11 protein-coding genes are annotated in these 16,962 nt (G+C 66.4%); 4 read left to right on the forward strand and 7 right to left on the reverse strand.

Features of this window, described 5'->3' with window-relative positions; translation table 11 throughout:
• Nucleotides 1–303: 303 nt before the first annotated feature.
• A complete protein-coding gene (locus CKO40_RS06490) occupies nt 304–1,665 on the reverse strand; it encodes a TrpB-like pyridoxal phosphate-dependent enzyme (RefSeq protein ID WP_200345390.1) in 1,362 nt (453 codons plus the stop codon).
• 362 nt (nt 1,666–2,027) lie between these two features.
• Between CKO40_RS06490 and CKO40_RS06495 the strand changes: the two genes are divergently transcribed.
• Nucleotides 2,028–2,801 carry an ATP-binding cassette domain-containing protein gene (locus CKO40_RS06495; protein ID WP_200345391.1) on the forward strand — a complete coding sequence of 258 codons (774 nt, stop codon included), beginning with the start codon at nt 2,028–2,030 and terminating at the stop codon, nt 2,799–2,801.
• Between the two features lie 280 nt (nt 2,802–3,081).
• Nucleotides 3,082–4,590 (forward strand): ABC transporter permease/substrate-binding protein, encoded by a 1,509-nt coding sequence (locus CKO40_RS06500; protein WP_200345392.1) that lies wholly within the window; start codon nt 3,082–3,084, stop codon nt 4,588–4,590.
• Between the two features lie 300 nt (nt 4,591–4,890).
• Here CKO40_RS06500 and CKO40_RS06505 read toward each other — a convergent pair whose 3' ends face one another.
• The 3 genes from CKO40_RS06505 to CKO40_RS06515 form a co-directional block, all read right to left on the reverse strand.
• On the reverse strand, nt 4,891–5,403 hold the full coding sequence (locus tag CKO40_RS06505; protein WP_200345393.1) for a Uma2 family endonuclease: 513 nt from the start codon (nt 5,401–5,403) through the stop codon (nt 4,891–4,893).
• Nucleotides 5,404–6,075: 672 nt separating this feature from the next.
• On the reverse strand, nt 6,076–7,953 hold the full coding sequence (gene treZ, locus CKO40_RS06510) for a malto-oligosyltrehalose trehalohydrolase (RefSeq protein ID WP_200345394.1): 1,878 nt from the start codon (nt 7,951–7,953) through the stop codon (nt 6,076–6,078).
• An 81-nt stretch (nt 7,954–8,034) separates the two neighbouring features.
• Nucleotides 8,035–9,474, reverse strand: coding sequence for a dynamin family protein (locus CKO40_RS06515; RefSeq protein WP_338074136.1), 1,440 nt, complete (start codon nt 9,472–9,474; stop codon nt 8,035–8,037).
• A gap of 186 nt (nt 9,475–9,660) precedes the next feature.
• Here CKO40_RS06515 and CKO40_RS06520 point away from each other — a divergent pair, with 186 nt between their 5' ends.
• Nucleotides 9,661–12,204, forward strand: a complete 2,544-nt coding sequence (locus tag CKO40_RS06520; protein WP_200345395.1) for an FAD-dependent oxidoreductase — start codon at nt 9,661–9,663, stop codon at nt 12,202–12,204.
• 305 nt (nt 12,205–12,509) lie between these two features.
• Here CKO40_RS06520 and CKO40_RS06525 read toward each other — a convergent pair whose 3' ends face one another.
• Nucleotides 12,510–13,178 (reverse strand): SOUL family heme-binding protein, encoded by a 669-nt coding sequence (locus CKO40_RS06525; RefSeq protein ID WP_200345396.1) that lies wholly within the window; start codon nt 13,176–13,178, stop codon nt 12,510–12,512.
• A 28-nt stretch (nt 13,179–13,206) separates the two neighbouring features.
• Nucleotides 13,207–14,271 carry an HVO_0234 family beta-propeller protein gene (locus CKO40_RS06530; protein WP_200345397.1) on the reverse strand — a complete coding sequence of 355 codons (1,065 nt, stop codon included), beginning with the start codon at nt 14,269–14,271 and terminating at the stop codon, nt 13,207–13,209.
• 330 nt (nt 14,272–14,601) lie between these two features.
• Between CKO40_RS06530 and gltX the strand changes: the two genes are divergently transcribed.
• On the forward strand, nt 14,602–16,020 hold the full coding sequence (gltX, locus tag CKO40_RS06535; protein ID WP_200345398.1) for a glutamate--tRNA ligase: 1,419 nt from the start codon (nt 14,602–14,604) through the stop codon (nt 16,018–16,020).
• Nucleotides 16,021–16,421: 401 nt separating this feature from the next.
• Here the strand turns inward: gltX and mepK are convergent, their stop codons facing one another.
• The gene (gene mepK, locus CKO40_RS06540; protein WP_200345399.1) at nt 16,422–16,961 is read right to left on the reverse strand and encodes a peptidoglycan L,D-endopeptidase MepK; all 540 of its coding nucleotides are present in this window, start codon (nt 16,959–16,961) and stop codon (nt 16,422–16,424) included.
• Between the last annotated feature and the right edge of the window lies 1 nt (nt 16,962).

The raw sequence follows: 16,962 nt of genomic DNA on the forward strand, positions 1-16,962 counted from the left end.
CAATGATCGTCGGTCGTTGCTTTCTGCTGGATGAGAACGGCCGGATGAGAACGGCCGGGCAGCCATCCGGAGCCCATGGTTGGGCAGTCACTGCGGAGGCGCTGACCCATTCAGCGTCTCCAGATCCTTTAGAGGCCCGATCAAAATGCCCGGCTAGCCTACACAAGTTGCTGATTTGTTTCGCCATAGAGGGCATTCTGTTCGTGCTTCTCAGCCGCTCTGCCTGAATCACCGGGCAGCCTAGGTGGGCAACCTGGTGCCAACGTGCTCTGCGTTCCTGGGGATCAGGACGAGCGGCTCTACTCAGCAGCCCGAAGGCAGGCCGGCGAGGGCCATCGCCATCTCGCCCTCATCGTAGCTGAGGTCCTTCAGTTTGCCCTCGTTGTAGTCGATATAGGCCTGCATGTCGAAGTGGCCGTGGCCGCAGAGGTTGAACAGGATCGCCTTCGACTCGCCGGACTCGCGACACTTCTCGGCCTCGTGGATCGCGCCGCGCACCGCATGGTTGGCTTCAGGTGCGGGCAGGATGCCTTCGGCCTTGGCGAACTGGATGCCGGCATCGAAGCACTCGAGCTGATTGTACGACCGCGGCTTGAGCAGGCCGAGCTTGGCCAGATGGCTGATCTGCGGGGCCATCCCATGGTAGCGCAGTCCGCCGGCGTGGAAGCCGGGCGGTACGAAGCCGGAGCCCAGTGTGTACATCTTGACCAGCGGCGTGAGATGGGCGGTGTCGCCGAAATCGTAGGCGAAGGCGCCCTTGGTCAGGGTCGGGCAGGCCGAGGGCTCGACCGCGATGAACTCGGTCTTGAGGTTGTCGCGCAGCGCGTGATGCAGGTACGGGAAGGCAAGGCCGGCGAAGTTGCTGCCGCCACCGGTGCAACCGATGACCAGGTCTGGATAGTCGTCGGCCATCTGCATCTGCTCGATCGCCTCCAGCCCAGTGACGGTCTGATGCAGCAGCACGTGGTTCAGCACCGAGCCGAGCGCGTAGCGGGTGTCGTCGCGCTGCACCGCGAGCTCGACCGCCTCGCTGATGGCGATGCCGAGGCTGCCGGTGCTGTCCGGGTGATCGGCGAGGATCGCGCGGCCGGAGTCGGTGCGCTCACTCGGGCTGGCGATGCACTCGGCGCCGAGCGTCTCCATGTAGGCGCGCCGATAGGGCTTGTGGTCGAAGCTGACCCGAACCATGAAGACGACGATCTCGAGGTCGAAGAAGGTGCCGGCGAGCGCCAGCGAGGAGCCCCATTGGCCGGCACCGGTCTCGGTGGTGATGCGCTTGACGCCCTCGGCCTTGTTGTAGAAGGCCTGCGCGATCGCGGTGTTCGGCTTGTGCGAACCCGCGGGGCTGACGCCCTCGTACTTGTAGTAGATGCGCGCCGGGGTATCCAGGGCCTTCTCGAGGCGACGGGCGCGGAACAGCGGTGCCGGCCGCCATTGGCGATAGACGTCGCGCACCGGCTCCGGGATCTCGATCTCGCGCTCGGTGCTCATCTCCTGCTCGATCACGCCGCGCGGGAAGATCGGCGCTAGATCGTCCGGCGTGATCGGCTGTTTCGTCCCTGGATGCAGTACTGGCGCCATCGGCTCGGGCAGGTCCGCGTTGATGTTGTACCAGTACTTGGGCAGGCGCTCTTCGTCGAGCAGGTACTTGACGCTATCGCTCATGGTCGTTGTTCGGGCTCGCCAGGGTGTTCATGCTTCTCTTGTTCGCGCTGCGTCGCTATCGCTGCTGGCTGTCCCTCGGGACCGGCTCGCTGGCCGCAACCTGTGGCCGCAATCTGGGGCTGCAACCTAGGCTTGCACCCTTGGGCTGCACCGGGGGCGGCGTCGGGCGTTTCGTGACGGCCGAGGCGCGCCTGGATCAGCGATGCGGGAGCGCGGTGCCCGCAAGTGTGCCAGCTTGTCCGCCGCGGCTGAATAGACCAGGCTCAAGGCAGAGTGCGAAGAGACTGATTGCTTGTCGCTTGGCAGCCGCAGCGCTATGTTCAGCAGTTCGTTAGCCAACCTCTTGCCCGAAGGTCATCCCGATGCTTCGATACCTCGGTGTGCGCAAGCAGTATTCGGGGCAGATTGCACTCGATGGCGTGGACCTCGACTGTCCCGAGGGACGAACCAGCGTGCTGATCGGCCCCAGCGGCTGCGGCAAGTCGACCCTGCTGCGGCTCGCGGCCGGGCTGATTCGGCCCGATCGGGGCGGGGTCTGGTTCGAAGGGGCGCCGCTTGCAGCGAATAACCTGCGCGCGGCGCGCCTGCGCATGGGCTATATGATCCAGGAGGGCGGGTTGTTCCCGCACCTGAGCGTGCGCGGCAATGTCGAGCTGATGGCGCGCGAGCTCGGCTGGCCTGCTGAGCGCCGGCGCGCGCGCTTCAGCGAGCTGGCGGAGCTGGTGCGCTTGCCGGCCAGGCTCTGGGAGCGCTATCCGCTCGAGCTCTCGGGCGGGCAGCGCCAGCGCGCCGCCCTGATGCGGGCGCTGATGCTGGACCCGGACCTGATCCTGCTCGACGAGCCGCTCGGGGCGCTGGACCCGATCATCCGGGTCGAGCTGCAGCGCGAGCTCGCGGCGATCTTCGCACGCCTGCACAAGACCGTGCTGATGGTGACCCATGATCTGGCCGAGGCCGTCTTCTTCGGCGACCGGTTGGTGCTGATGCGCGCTGGCTGCGTCGTGCAGCAAGGCTCGGCACAGGCGCTGCTGCAGTCCCCGGCCGAGGCCTTCGTCGCCGACTTCGTCAACGCCCAGCGGGCGCCGCAGCGGCTGCTGGCCGAGGCGGCTGAGCACATGCGCCCCGCCGATGTCTAACCGTCAGCTCGCGATGGGTCGAGGTCGCAATGCTTGCGGATGTGTCGCGTTCGACCATTGGCCGTCGGAGCTGGGGGCAGGAGAATCGGCAGTTCTCGAGTTGGCACGTCGTGTTTGACCATTGGCCGCCGGAGCGCCTTGGCGATGAGTGATTCCGTTGAATAACAGGCCCTGCCAGGTGCCTGTTGCGACGCCCGAATGGTCTGGCTCGAGCGAGGCAATCGCCGTGCAGGCACGAAGCGATGGCGCGAGAGGGCACCGCTGCTCGAGGTTGTGCCGAATGGCGCTGGGACTGACGCTGCTTGTCCTGAGTCTGGCGGTCGCCGCTGAGCCGGCAGCGAATCCATCACTCAGTGTTGGCTCGAAGAAGTTCACCGAGTCGGTGATCCTCGGCGAGGCGTTGACCTTGCTGCTGGCCGATGGCGGTTTTCAGGTGGCGCACCGCGCCGGCTTGGGCGGGACGCGCATCCTCTGGGGCGCGTTGCGGTCCGGCGAGATCGATGCCTATCCGGAATACACCGGGACCTTGCTGCGCGAGATCCTGGCCGAGCGCGCGTTGCCGGACCTCGGCGCGCTGCGCGCGGCGCTGGCCGAGCAGGGCATCCGGATGTCGGCGCCGCTCGGCTTCGAGAATACCTATGCGCTCGCGGTCACTGAGGCGACCGGGGCGCGGCTCGGGCTCGAGACGATCTCGGACCTGCGCGCCCATCCCGATCTGCGCCTGGGCTTCAGTAGCGAGTTCCTCGACCGCGGTGATGGCTGGCCTGGGCTGAAGGTGCGTTATCGGTTGCCGCAGACCCGGGTGCAAGGGCTGGATCATGATCTCGCCTATCGTGGCCTCGCGACTGGGCGCATCGATGTGACCGTGGTCTATACGACCGATGCCGAGATCGAGCGCTATGGGCTGCGGCTGCTCGACGACGATCGCGGTTATTTCGACGACTACCAGGCGGTGCTCCTCTACCGGGCCGATCTCGCCGAGCGCGCGCCGGGGGCGGCCGTGCTGCTTCGGCGCTTCGAGGGGCTGATTAGCGAGCCGGTGATGGCGTCCCTCAATGGGCGGGTCAAACTCGATGGGATCAGTGAGCATCAGGCGGCGGTCGAGCTGCTGCAAGAGCGGCTGGGGCTGGCGGTCGAGGCCGAGACCGTCGGCTTTTGGCAGCGGCTCTGGCAGCGGACTGCGGAGCATCTCGGGCTGGTCGCGGTCTCGCTGAGCGCGGCGATCCTGGTCGCGGTGCCGCTCGGGATCGTTGCCGCGCGCCGGCCGCGGCTCGGGCAGGTGCTGCTCGGGGTCACCGGCGTCCTGCAGACGGTGCCATCGCTGGCCTTGTTCGTGTTCCTGATCCCGCTACTCGGCATCGGCTGGCCGCCGAGCGTCGCGGCGTTGTTCGTCTACAGTCTGCTGCCGATCCTGCGCAATACCCATGCCGGGCTGATCGATATCCCGCGCCCGATCCGCGAATCGGCCGATGTGATCGGACTGACCCCGAACGCGCGGCTGCGGCTGGTAGAGCTGCCGCTGGCGGCACGCGCGATCCTGGCCGGGATCAAGACCTCGGCGGTGCTCAATGTCGGCACTGCGACCCTGGCGGCCCTGATCGGAGCCGGCGGCTACGGGCAACCGATCCTGACCGGCATCCGGCTCGACGATGTCGGGCTGATCATGCAGGGCGCGGTGCCGGCCGCTGGGTTGGCGCTCGCGTTCCAGGGTCTGTTCGAGTTCGGCGAGCATTGGGTAGTTCCGCGCGGGCTGCGGTTGCGTCCGGCAACTGCAGGGCCTCAGGATTGAGCAACTGGATCGGCTACCGTGCTCGTGGTGCTCGCCGTTGACGCATCGGCGCGGCAGACGCGCAAGCCGAACAGCCCGGCAATCGCTCTGGCGGGTTGCCGCCGCATTGGGCTGGCGTCAACCCGCCAGACTGCTATTGACGCAACGCGCGTTGGCTTGACCAGGATGACGCGGGCCTGGCGCTCGCTCGGGCGATACTGGCCGGCCTCGTCGAGGCCAAGGTCGGCCTCACGGATCCGCAGGATTGTTGAGGACAAGAGCGCCCACGACGCAGACCCCGAGCGCGGGCACGTTGCGCGGTCAGACCAGCGCCGTCAGGTCCAGCTCCAAGTCCGGCAGCATGACCGGCCGGATCAGTCCGGGCGGCTCCAAGGGAAAAGCGGTGGCGTAGCTGGCCTGCTCCAATCGCGGGTCGCGATGGATGGTGACTGCGCGCGCGCCGATGTTGATGAGCCAGACCTCGGGGATGGCGAAACGGGCGTAGAGGGGGAGCTTGCGGTCCCGGTCATGGGCGAGGCTGGTATCGGCGACCTCGACTATCAGCAGCACGTCCTCTGGCTTTGGGTGCTCCTGTCGGTAGAAGTCTTGCCGCCATCGCAGCAAGGCGATATCCGGCTGCGGGGCGCTGAGGTCGCCTAGGCGAACAGGATTCTGCGGCCAAACGATGGCATGGCCATGCGTTGCTTCGACGAGAATCTGATTGATCCGCGCGGTTTCGCTCGCGTGCGGCGGTCCAATGGGCGGCATATCAAATAACTCTCCGTCGATCAGCTCGATTCGAGCCTCCGGCTCGAACACGCCGATCTCGCCCATGCGGAAGAACTCCTGCACGGTGATCCGGTGTCGTTGGGGAACCTGCTGGGCGATAGCTTGCATGGTCGCCGCACGCTGAGTCGTTGCCTGAACTTAGGCGATTGCCGGAAAAGCTCGTACCGAATTGCGCAGGATTGTCGTTTGCCTTCGAGGAGCGTCGCCGGGAGCATAGCCGGGCTATGTGACCGGCGGCGCGACGAAGAAGGCGAGCGAAAAGACCAGCAAGGCGGTATGAGCTTTGACAGAAATCGCCTTAGGCTAGCCTAGCGTTGACGGGTCGGCAAGCGGGCTTGGCCTGGCCGAGCCATTCCCGCACTGCCGGTTGCGTTAAGTCGCGGGCAGTGGCCGATTGATTTGATGACCATCGATCGCGCCGTCCGTAAGCCCCGCGGTGCCTGCGCGTCCAGCTTGAGCATACCCGCGCGTGCCTCCAGCGCGACCTGCCGTGCCGGCCGGTATCCTTGATCGGCGCCTCGGGGGCTTGCGGTCATCATGCCGATGGCACTGCCGTGACGGACGATCGCGGGCGATCCGGCGCTGCCATTGCTTGTCCATGACCAAGTCCGACCTTGCCGCGCTGCCCCGCAGGTTCGCGACGGCTGGGCGGTCGATCGGTGTCCGCGCCTGCTGGCTCGAGTGATTGGTTTCGGCCAGGGCGTCGGCCTCAACCGCTCAGCACTCGGTGGCTGCGACCGTCCAGCGAACAGACCACGGCGGCAGCTCGGCCGAATGCGCCGGGGTTGGCTCGGGGCCTGGTCCGTGGTCCATGACTAGCTCAGCCGTTGGCGGCGGTGCGACCCTGCTTGGCAGCTCGAGCCGCTCGGCGCTCAGGTTCGCGACCACCTGCAGCTGACGGCCGTCGCTGGTGTGCCAGCGAGCGGCCAGCTGCCCTGGGCCGAGCGCGAGCGCGTCGCCACCGTGCTCGAGCAGCGGGATCAGCGGCGCGATGTGCTTGCGGCGGAGCGCGAGCACTGCCTGGCAGTGCGCGAACCGCCGCTGTTCGGCCGAGGTATCGGTTCCGCTTTCCGGGTCATCACGCCAGCGCCAGTCGAGCCGTGAGCGCTCGAAGGTCGCCGGGGCATTCGGGTCCGGGATCAGGCGTCGGCTCTCGGGGTCGGCGAAGCGGGCGCTGCGCGCGAATTCGCGCCGCCGGCCTTCGCGGACCGCGTCGGCGAGGTCGGCGCCGAAGTCGCAGAAGAACAGGAATGGGCTGGCCGCGTCGAATTCCTCGCCCATGAACAGAAGCGGCGGCGAGGGCGCGAGCAGCACCAGCGCGAGCGCGGCATCGAGAGCCTCGGCTGAAACCAGCTGATGCAGTCGCTCGCCGAACGCGCGGTTGCCGGCCTGGTCATGGTTTTGCAGGAAGTTGACGACCGCGGCCGGTGGTAGATTGGCGCTCGGCGTACCGCGCGGGCGGCCTCCGCGAAAGGCCGACCGCTCGCCCTGGTAGGCGAAGCCCTCAGTGAGCGCACGGGCGGTCAGCGCGGTTGTCGAGTCATGGGCGTCGGGACCGAAGTCCTGATAGGGCCCGTCGGTCTCGCCGGTCAGCAGGCCGTGCAAGGCGTGGTGCAGGTCATCGTTCCACTGGGCGGTGAAATGGCGCGGCCGACCGGCGTCGTCGCGCTGGTAGCGGCGGGCGTCGTTGTGATCGTTCTCGAGGATCAGGTGGATGTGGCGGTCGCGGCCGGGGCCGTTGCGCACGCGCTCAGCGAGGGCGTCGAGGATGTCCGGGCGGCTGGCGTCCTCAATGCGGTCGACGGCGTCGAGCCGCAGCCCGTCGAAACGATACTCCTCGAGCCAGTAGAGGACGTTGTGGATGAAGAACGCGCGCACCCAGCCGGCATCCGGGCCGTCGAAGTTGATCGCGGCGCCCCAGGGCGTATGCCGGTCGCTGTGGAAGAAGGGTGGCGCGTACAGGTGCAGGTAGTTGCCCTCGGGGCCGAAGTGGTTGTAGACGACGTCGAGCAGCACCGAGAGCCCGCGCTGGTGCGCGGCACGGATCAGGCGCTTGAGGTCGTCCGGGCGGCCATAGCTCGAGTCCGGCGCGTAGAGCAGGGCGCCATCGTAGCCCCAGTTGCGCCGGCCTGGGAAGTCGGCCAGCGGCATCAGCTCGATCATCGTCACTCCGAGCTCGACCAGGTGATCGAGGCGGGCCTCGATCCCGGCGTAGTCGCCGCTTGCCGAGAAGGTGCCGACATGCAGCTCGTAGATCACAGCTTCGTGCCAAGGATGTCCGCCCCAGTCGCGCTCGGCGGCGCCCCAATCGAACGCGCTTGGATCGACCAGCTCGCTCGGGCCATGCACATCCTCGGGCTGGAAGCGCGAGGCCGGGTCCGGTACCGCGAGGCCGCCGTCGATGCGGTAGCGGTAGCGGTCGCCCGGGGTCGCGCTCGGGATCGCGACGCGGTGCCAGCCGTCACTGGACCTGCCCATCGGCACCTCGAGCGCGCCTTGAGCCGATGTCAGTTGCAGCTCGACGCGCTCGGCGCCGGGCGCCCAAAGCCGGAACTCGGCGCCGCCGCCGGGCAGGCGCTCGGGCCCGAAGGGCATGGAATGCTGGTATTCGCGGGAGGAGACCATCGAAAAAGGGGAGGCCAGGGCCAGGCCGACCCGCCCCCCTGCCTGATCACGTTAGAAGAAGGTTTTCCGCTTCGGTTTCTGGTTGCTGACCCTGTCGCCTTCGACCAGGACTGGATGGCGCGGCTCTGATGTCGGGGGCGTCGCCGGGCGATCCGGCTCCGAGGCGGTTGCGGGTGCGTCGCCATCACGCATGGCGTGGTAGAGCTCGCTCCGAAGCTGCGGGAGCAGCTTGTCCGTCAATTCCTCGAGTTGCTCACGGTCGTGCCAGCGCATCTTTTCGAACGACTGGAGGCCGCGCTTTTCAGCGATCTCGCGCGTGCGTGAGCTGATCTCCTCCCACATCATGCGCAAGTCCTCCGCCCGGTCGCGCAACAGCAACTCGCGATCGTGCAGCGTTTCAAAGATCTGGTCGAAGCGAGCAATCAGACGCTTCCTGGCCCTGGGGAGAATCAGGTACCCGATGAAGACGACAGCCAGGACTGCGGCCACTGCAATCCCGGGCAACGCCACGAGCATGCCGGTGCCAACGGCGGCTGCGCTCAGCCCGCCGAAGAGCAGGATCGCGAAACCTGCCCAGCGCGCGCGGACCGATCTGAGCCTGTTGGCCGCCTCGCCGATCACCATCGCATGCAGCCGCAGCCGCTCCGCATAGGCCTGGATCTGCGTGATCTGGTTGTCCATCCGCCGGGTCGGTACACGGCGTAACTCTCCAATCAGGTCGTTACGCGCCTTCTCGAAGTCCTCCATCGGCAAGCGCGACTTCGGTTTGTCGGCCAGCGGTACAAAGGTGTTATAGATCATCGGCAGGTCTTTGCGCGGGATCACCTTGCCGAGATTCCAGCAGAGGGCCCCATAGGCCCGCGCGAAGTCGTGCAAGCTCTGGAACTGATCCACCTTGTTCAAGACGATCAGCATCTTATGGTCGATGCCCGCCAAGGACTCGCGGAACACTTGTAGTGTCTCGCCGGTCGTTCCCGGCTTATCCGGATCAAAGAAGATCATCACCAGGTCGGCGCGTTCGGCGAACCAACGCACCACACCGGGGAAGTCAAAACCACGTCCGTGCTCGGCTTTGGCCTCGTCGATCATGCCCGGGCTGTCGATCAGCGTCACCGTTTGCAACAGTTCAGCGGGGCGCAGCTTCAGCCGCACATGCGAGACCAATTGGTCACCAAAGTGTCGGAGCCCCTCGTAGGGCAAGTCCGGATTGCTCACGACAGCAGCGCCATCCCGCTCGGTCGCGGTCGCGCCATACGTGATGATCGTGAACCCGTCATCGGTGGGAGCAACCCCAGTGCTCTGAACGGCGTCGCCTAGGATGTGGTTGACAAACGTGGACTTCCCCGACGAGTGATTGCCCAAGAGCAAGACCTGTGGCGGCCGACGCAGCTCGCCCACAGTGGGCGGTCGTCGGAACAGGAATTCTTTTGCCAGCGGGTCGAGGATGTCCTCGTAGTAGCCGCGGATCCGGTTCGCGAACATTTCCATCACGTTTTGCAAAGGACGTCCTCTTTTCGGCTGCTCGATGAGGGATTAAGAAATCTAACCGACGCTGTGCGTGCAAGTCGAGCCAGTTGGGGAGGCGAATGAGGCCGGGGATGGCGGTCCAGGCTAGGCGCGGGGGAACGGACCCTTATCCGTCGGGTCACAACGCCTTTGCCTGCAGTCATGCCGCCTATGAACAGAGATGTCTCGCCGCGCTCGTTTTCGCCCTGCGAGCACCCGCTCGCCGACGAATTACCCGAGCATCTGCGTGAACGTGTGCGCCTGCTGGTCGATCGGTCTCCGGATTGCGATGCGCGGGCCCCGAGTCGAGACGGGGAGCTCGTCATCTACTGGATGCATCATGCGGTGCGCGGCCACGAGAACCCGGCCCTCGATGTCGCTCGGCTGCTTGCCGAGGCCCTTGGCTTGCCGCTACTGGTCTACCAGGGACTCGCAGGGCGACATCGATACAATGCGGACCGGCATCATGCCTTCATCCTCGAGGGCGCACGCGACGCCCATGCCGAGCTCGAGGCGCTTGGTGTCCGCGCGGTCTTCCATCTCCCAGCTGATCCGGGGGCACCGTCACCGCTGATCGAGCTGGCGCGGCGATCGGCGCTGGTGGTGACCGAGGATTTTCCGGCGCCACCGTTCCCGAGCTGGACGCGGCGGCTGGCCGAGCGCAGCGGCGCCCCGGTCTGGCTGGTCGATACCGCCTGCATTGTGCCGATGCGGCTGCAGCCGCGGCGCTTCGAGCGGGCATTCGCGCTGCGCCAGCACAATGAGGCCGCCTATGCCGAGCGCGTCGTGCGGCCTTGGCCTGTGGTCGAGGCCCGGCCGGCGCGCTTCGACGGCGAGCTGCCATTCGCGCCGATCGCTCTCGGTCGGGCCGACCTCGCCGCATTGATCGCCGACTGCGCGATCGATCACAGCCTGCCCGCGGTGCCGCAGACGCCGGGCGGCTCGCAGGCCGGGTATCAGCGTTGGGAACGATTCCGCCGAGAAGGGCTGGCGAGCTATCATCAGCGACGCAACGATGCGGCCCAGCCCTGGCCGCTCGGGGTCAGCCGCCTGTCGCCTTATCTGCACCATGGCCAGGTATCGCCGTTTCGGATCGCGCGCGAGGCAAGCGCTGATGCAGGCCCTGATGCAGGCCCTGATGCAGGCCCTGATGCAGGCGAAGGGGCCGGCGACGGCGCCGCGAAGTTCCTCGACGAGCTGCTGATCTGGCGCGAGCTCGCGCACAACCTCTGCTTCCATGCCGATGAGGTCGAGCGCTTGGCCGTGCTGCCCGAGTGGGCCCGGGAGACGCTGGCGGCGCATGCCGAGGATGCGCGCGAACGGCAGATCGACCCCGAGACACTGGCGCGCGGACAGAGCGGCGACCGCCTTTGGGACCTGGCGCAGACCTCGCTGCTGGTGCATGGCGAGCTGCACAACAACCTGCGGATGACCTGGGCCAAGGCGATCCCGTATTGGCGCCCGAACCCGGCCGCGGCGCTCGCGACCCTGATCGACCTCAATCATCGCCATGCGCTCGACGGTTGCGATCCCAACTCCTATGGCGGCCTGCTGTGGACGCTCGGGCTGTTCGATCGCCCATTCGATCCCGATAAGCCGGTGATCGGGCGGCTGCGTGGCCGTCCGACTGCAGTCCATGCCGAGCGGCTCGATCTGGACGCCTATGCGCGTCGGGTGACGGCGCCGGCCGTCGCGCAGCGGTTGCGGATCGCGGTGATCGGCGCCGGCCTGTCCGGTCTGGCCGCGGCGCGCGTCCTGAGCGATCAACGCCATCAGGTATTGGTGCTCGAGAAGTCGCGCGGCTGCGGGGGACGCGCGGCGACCCGGCGCGCGACGCGACCGGGTGCGCCGGCGTTCGGGGTCGATCACGGCGCCCAGTACTTTACGGCCCGTGATCCGCGCTTTCTGCGCCGCGTCCAGGCCTGGGCCGAGCGAGGGCTGGTCGTCCCATGGCGCGGGCAGATTGGCGCCTTTGACGGCAAGCGGCTGATGCCCACCGGTCAGGACAACGTGCGTTGGGTCGGGGCGCCCGGGATGAGCGCGTTGGGCCGCGGGTTGGTCGCGGGCCTCGATCTGCGGCTCGAGACCAAGGTTGCGCCGCCGCAGCGGGTCGGCCGCGAATGGCTGCTCACCGATGAGCAGGGCCGGACCCTCGGGCGGTTCGATCGGGTCATCATCAGTGCGCCGGCGCCGCAGTCAGCCGAGCTGCTGAGCGCGGCGCCGCGGCTTGCCGCCCAAGCCGCCTGTGTCGACTACGCGCCTTGCTGGACCCTGATGATCGCGCTCGCGGCCAAGAGCGATGTGTCGTATGACGGGATCTTCGTCAACCGGGGGCCGCTGCGTTGGATCGCGCGCAATAGTAGTAAGCCGGGCCGCAGTGCGCCTGGACAGGGCGAGACCTGGGTGCTGCAGGCCAGGCCCGAATGGTCGAAGAAGCACCTGGGCGCTCCGAGGGAGAGGGTGGAGGCGGCGTTGCTGGAGGCGTTTGTGGCGGTGACCGGCGTTGCGAAGGCCGACCCGAGCTGGCAGCAATCGCATAGCTGGCTCTACTCGCTGGTCGACAGCCCGCTCGAGTCGGGCTGTCTTTGGGACCCGGCGCTCGGCATCGGCGCCTGCGGTGACTGGTGCAACGGCGCACGCGTCGAGGGTGCCTGGCTGAGCGGTGAGGCGGTGGCCGGACGGCTGCTGGCCGGCGCCGCGCAAGCACAAGGTTAGCCGAGCGGGCTGCGTTGACAGGGCGTCGCGCAACGGAGACGAGGCGCCGGCACGATATCGCCATTCGGCGTGATCGCCGGGCAGAAAGCGCCGGAACAGTCGGTACCGATGGGCTCAGCCTGTCCGGAAACCAGGGCGGGTGACGATATCGCCTTGGTTGGGCAAGCCAAGGTCCTGCCCGAAGCGCCTGTCCGCGAATAATCTGTGCACCTTCATAAAGACAGCTCAGCGTTTTGGCTGCCAGCAGGCCATGTCTCGAGCAGGTTATTTGCGGACGAGGGCCCCAAGGGCGCATGCGTCGCGGTTCAGTTCGGATCGTTCGTCTCGGCGTCACTGCTGATTTGGTACAGCACCTCGTTGCGGCGCAGCGGGCCGGGTGTGAAGGGGTCGTTGTAATAGGCGTAGACCGGTGCCCCGATCGGTTTCAGATCGCGCTTGCGGAGCCAGTCCTCGAGACGCTGCTGCTGCTCGGCGAGCGCTTGGTCGTTGGTGCGGCCGCTGAAACGCACGGCGGCCATACGCCGCGCTGGCATCCGCTCCAGCGTCACCTCGCTGTTTTCCGGCTCCGGCAGGTCGTCGAGCTGGTACTCGGACGGCATGATGAACTGCACCGTCCAGCGGTCGTCTTCGGTGGCGGTCTGCGTGACCGGCGCCGTCATCGCGATCTTCTCGCCCGGCGCGACTGCACGTTGCTGGACCGGGGCGGTCATGGCGATGCGCTCGCCAGCGCGCTCCTTGGCGAAGATGTAGCGCGCGAGCGGCCCGAAGCCGCTGCTCAACCCTTGCTGGCGGCCGCCTGCGGTATCGATCTCGGCGACGACGAGTGGCGGATAATCGCGGAGCTCGAAGTCGCCATCCTTGGTCAGGACCTCGTAATCGGGTGTCTCGACGTTCTGGATGACATAGACGAACACCAGCATGCCGACGAGGCCGGCTAGGAGCAGTCCAGCGATCAGGATGAGAATGAGCTTCATTGGCTTGGTTTCTGGTCAGGCTCTCCAATCAGGCCTTCGCGGCTTCGTCCGGCTGGCGGCCCGGCAGTAGCCAGCCGCCCAACAGCAGCAGGATCAGGCCTCCGAGCGAGATCCAATACCAGCCCTGGAATCCCATCGGGCCAAACTGATAGACCGATCCGGCGCTCAGCATCACCCCGTCGCCGTAGGGGACGATCCAGCTCACGGCGTAGCGCACATGGTCCGGCGGGGCCTGGATCAACTCAGCGTAAGCCAGCGCTTCCGGACCTGCGCCAGACTCGTCGAGCTCGACTCGCCAGAGGCCGTCGTCGCTGCCGATCCAGAGGCGCTCCGGCTCTCCCTCAGCGGCGGGCTCCAGGTAGAGCGAGAGCATCCGGCTGTTCTCGAGCCCGACCTCGAGTTGCTGCCAGCGCTCGAGCGGTGCCGCTTGCCAGAACAGCCCGTTGTCGGTGCCGGCGATCAGATGGCCGGCATCCGTGATGACGAAGCTGAAGACGTTGATCTGATCCGGCAGTCCGGTGCGGTTTGGCTGCCAGCTGAGCGGATCGGTCGCTTCGGCAGTGAAGACGCCGGCGTCGATGGTTCCGGCATGGACCCAGTCCTGCCCGCTGTGCGGCTGGAGCTCGAGGCGGTAGACGTAGGTGCCTTCGAGCGCCCGCTGCCAGGTCCCATCGCCTTGGACATAAAGGCCGTCCCCGGTTGCGACGATCAGCCGATCGTCGGCCAGGATCTCATCAGCGACCCGAAGCGCTAGCGGCGGCATGCCGGATGGTGCGTTGACGAGTCCGCCGCCGGTGCCGATCGGACCCTCTGAGGCGTCGCCGGACAGGTCGGCTGAGAGTGCGGTGACGGGGTGACCGCCGAGGTCGACGTCCACCGGTTCCCACTGGCTATCGGCGAGCCGCCAGAGCTCGCCATCCTGGGTGCCAGCCAGGATCGAGCCGTCGTCGGCACGCGCGAGATCGGTCACATGGCCGCTACCGACAGGGGCATTGCGCACCAGGCGCTCGCCGCCTGGGATCAGCGGGCCTGCTACCAGTAGGATCAAACCGAGCGCGGCGATCCCGATGGCGACCGGGCGGCTTGCTTTCATAAGTACTCCTCGAGATGTGGTGTGAGTTCGTGACCTGAAGCCCCCACTCGATTCTTGTCGGGTCTGGGCTGGGGCTGTTGGAGAGGTTTAACAGATATTGATCCGGTCTGCTTCAAGCAAGTCGTGAACCCTACCTCGGCGGCTCTGCTATCATCGCCGGCCACGACGAGCCGCTGCGCCTCGGTTGCCTCGCCTCGGGGCCGGTTCCGGGATGAGCGCGCGGTTGCAATGTGCGATGCGCAAGGGCGCTTCGTCACCAGCGGCGCAGCAGTCCTTGGCGATGGCGGGGCCTCTTGCCTCGCAGGAAGCAATAGAACCGAGAGCAGCAAGATGACCGTCCGAACCCGATTCGCCCCTTCCCCGACCGGTTACCTGCATGTCGGGGGTGCCCGTACCGCCTTGTTCAGCTATCTCTTCGCGCGGCGCCATGGCGGCCAATTCGTGCTCCGGATCGAGGACACCGATCTCGAACGCTCGACCGCCGAGTCGGTCAACGCGATCATGGAGGGGCTGACCTGGCTGGGTCTGGATTACGACGAGGGGCCGTTCTTCCAGACCGAGCGCTTCGAGCGCTATCAGCAGGTGGTCGATGATCTCCTCGAGCGGGGGCTCGCTTACCGGTGCGATTGCCCAAAAGAGCGTTTGGACCGGCTGCGCGATACCCAGATGGCGGCGAAGGTGAAGCCGCGCTATGACGGCCATTGCCGCGGCCGCGAGATCGACCCCGAGCAGCCACATGTGGTCCGGTTCAAGAACCCGGTCGATGGTGCCGTGATCGTCGACGATCTGATCCGCGGCCGGGTCCCGTTCGCGAACACCGAGCTCGACGATCTGATCATCCGCCGGAGCGACGGTTCTCCAACCTACAATCTGACGGTGGTGGTCGATGACGCCGACATGGCGATCACTCATGTGATCCGCGGTGACGACCATCTCAACAACACGCCGCGTCAGATCAACATCCTCAAGGCGCTCGGCCATGAGCCGCCTCGGTATGCCCACGTACCGATGATCCTCGGTCCGGACGGGAAACGGCTGTCGAAGCGGCACGGCGCCGTGAGCGTCGTCTCCTATCGCGACAACGGCTATCTTCCCGAGGCCCTCTTGAACTATCTGGTCCGGCTCGGCTGGTCGCACGGTGACCAGGAGGTCTTCTCGCTTGACGAGATGATCGCGCTGTTCGATATCAGTGACGTCAATACCGCGGCCTCGGCCTTCAACGTCGAGAAGCTCGACTGGCTCAACCAGCACTACATCCAGCACGGCGAGCCCAAGCACATCGCGCGGTTGCTCAGCCCGCATATGGGCGAGCTTGGGATCGATCCGGCCGAGGACGGTCCTGAGCTGGTCGATGTGGTCATGGCCCAAGCGGCGCGAGCGAAGACGCTCAAGGAGCTGGCCGCGATCAGTGCATTCTGCTATCGCGATTTCGAAGACTATGACGAGGCCGCAGCCAAAAAGCATCTGCGACCGGTGGCGCGGCCGGCGCTGGAGGGCTTGCGCGCGGAGCTTGAGATGCTGGCTCTGGAGGACTGGGAGCCGGAGACATTGCACCGCGTGGTTGAGCGCGTGGCCGAGGAACTCGAGCTCAACATGGGTAAGGTCGCGCAGCCCTTGCGTGTAGCGGTCGTCGGTCGCGCCGCATCGCCTGGTATCGACGTCACGCTGCAGCTCGTCGGCAAGGACGCGACCCTGCGCCGGATCGACCGCGCGCTCGCGTTTATCGACGCCCGCGCAGCGAATGCCTGATGACCTCTGTTCAGATGACCTCTGCTCGATTGCAACCGGGAAGATGATGCGCTGATAGCGAAGGGCGACAACAAGCCGGCGCTGAAGCCCGCATGGGATGGTTGATCCGTCAAATCGGCGAACCCTGTCCCCTGTGGTGCGATGCCCTGTGGTGTGATGCGGTTCGGGCTGAGCTCACCGCGCGTCCGCACATGACGCGAACAGGCTGCGCAAGGCCCAGACCATCTCGGCCGCAAAGTTGAGAGAGCTGTTCAGGTCATTCGCGGACGACCCCCGAAGGCGGCGATCGCCACTCTGATCTGCCGAGCCGCGATCCGCCGGTACCCGGTTTCAGGCGAGACCACGCCGGTCACAAAGGCGACGATGACCTTGAGCCCAGTCGCGATCCGCCAGTACCCGGTTCAGGCGCCCCAGCGTCTGACGTTGCCGGTATCCAAATGTACGAAGTCAGAGCGCGAATAGTAGCCGACGCCACCGCGTCCGAGCTGCAATGCGGCATCACGGATGCTGCGTGACGGCATATCGCTGACTCGGATATCGATCGCCTTGCCACTCATATGCAGACTGCGCTTGGCGACTCCCCCCGAGGTGCGCCGGAGCATTGCGTTGGTCTGCGGTGAACGGTACCCGCTGAGGATCTCGAACACCGCGTCATCGTGTCCTAGCATCTGCTTGACATCGAAGAGCAGGTCGAACAGCTTCGGGTCGATGCTGGTGATCTCGCCGGTTCGGAAATCCCGCAGGAAGCGATCGAGTCTCTCGAGGGAGCTGCGCTGATAGTGGTCCCCCTTGCGGTAGGTCAGTGTCAGGTGCTCGTCGGTATGGAGATGATGAAAGGACAGGATACGAGGCCTGTCCTGCTGGCGGCGATGTTGACTACGGGCGAAGGCTGGAGTTGAGGCCGCAGCTAGAGCTGCACCGAGGAAAATCCGTCGGTTCACA

The sequence above is a fragment of the Halochromatium glycolicum genome (genome assembly GCF_016584085.1).
GTDB classification, from domain to species: Bacteria; Pseudomonadota; Gammaproteobacteria; order Chromatiales; family Chromatiaceae; genus Lamprobacter; species Lamprobacter glycolicus.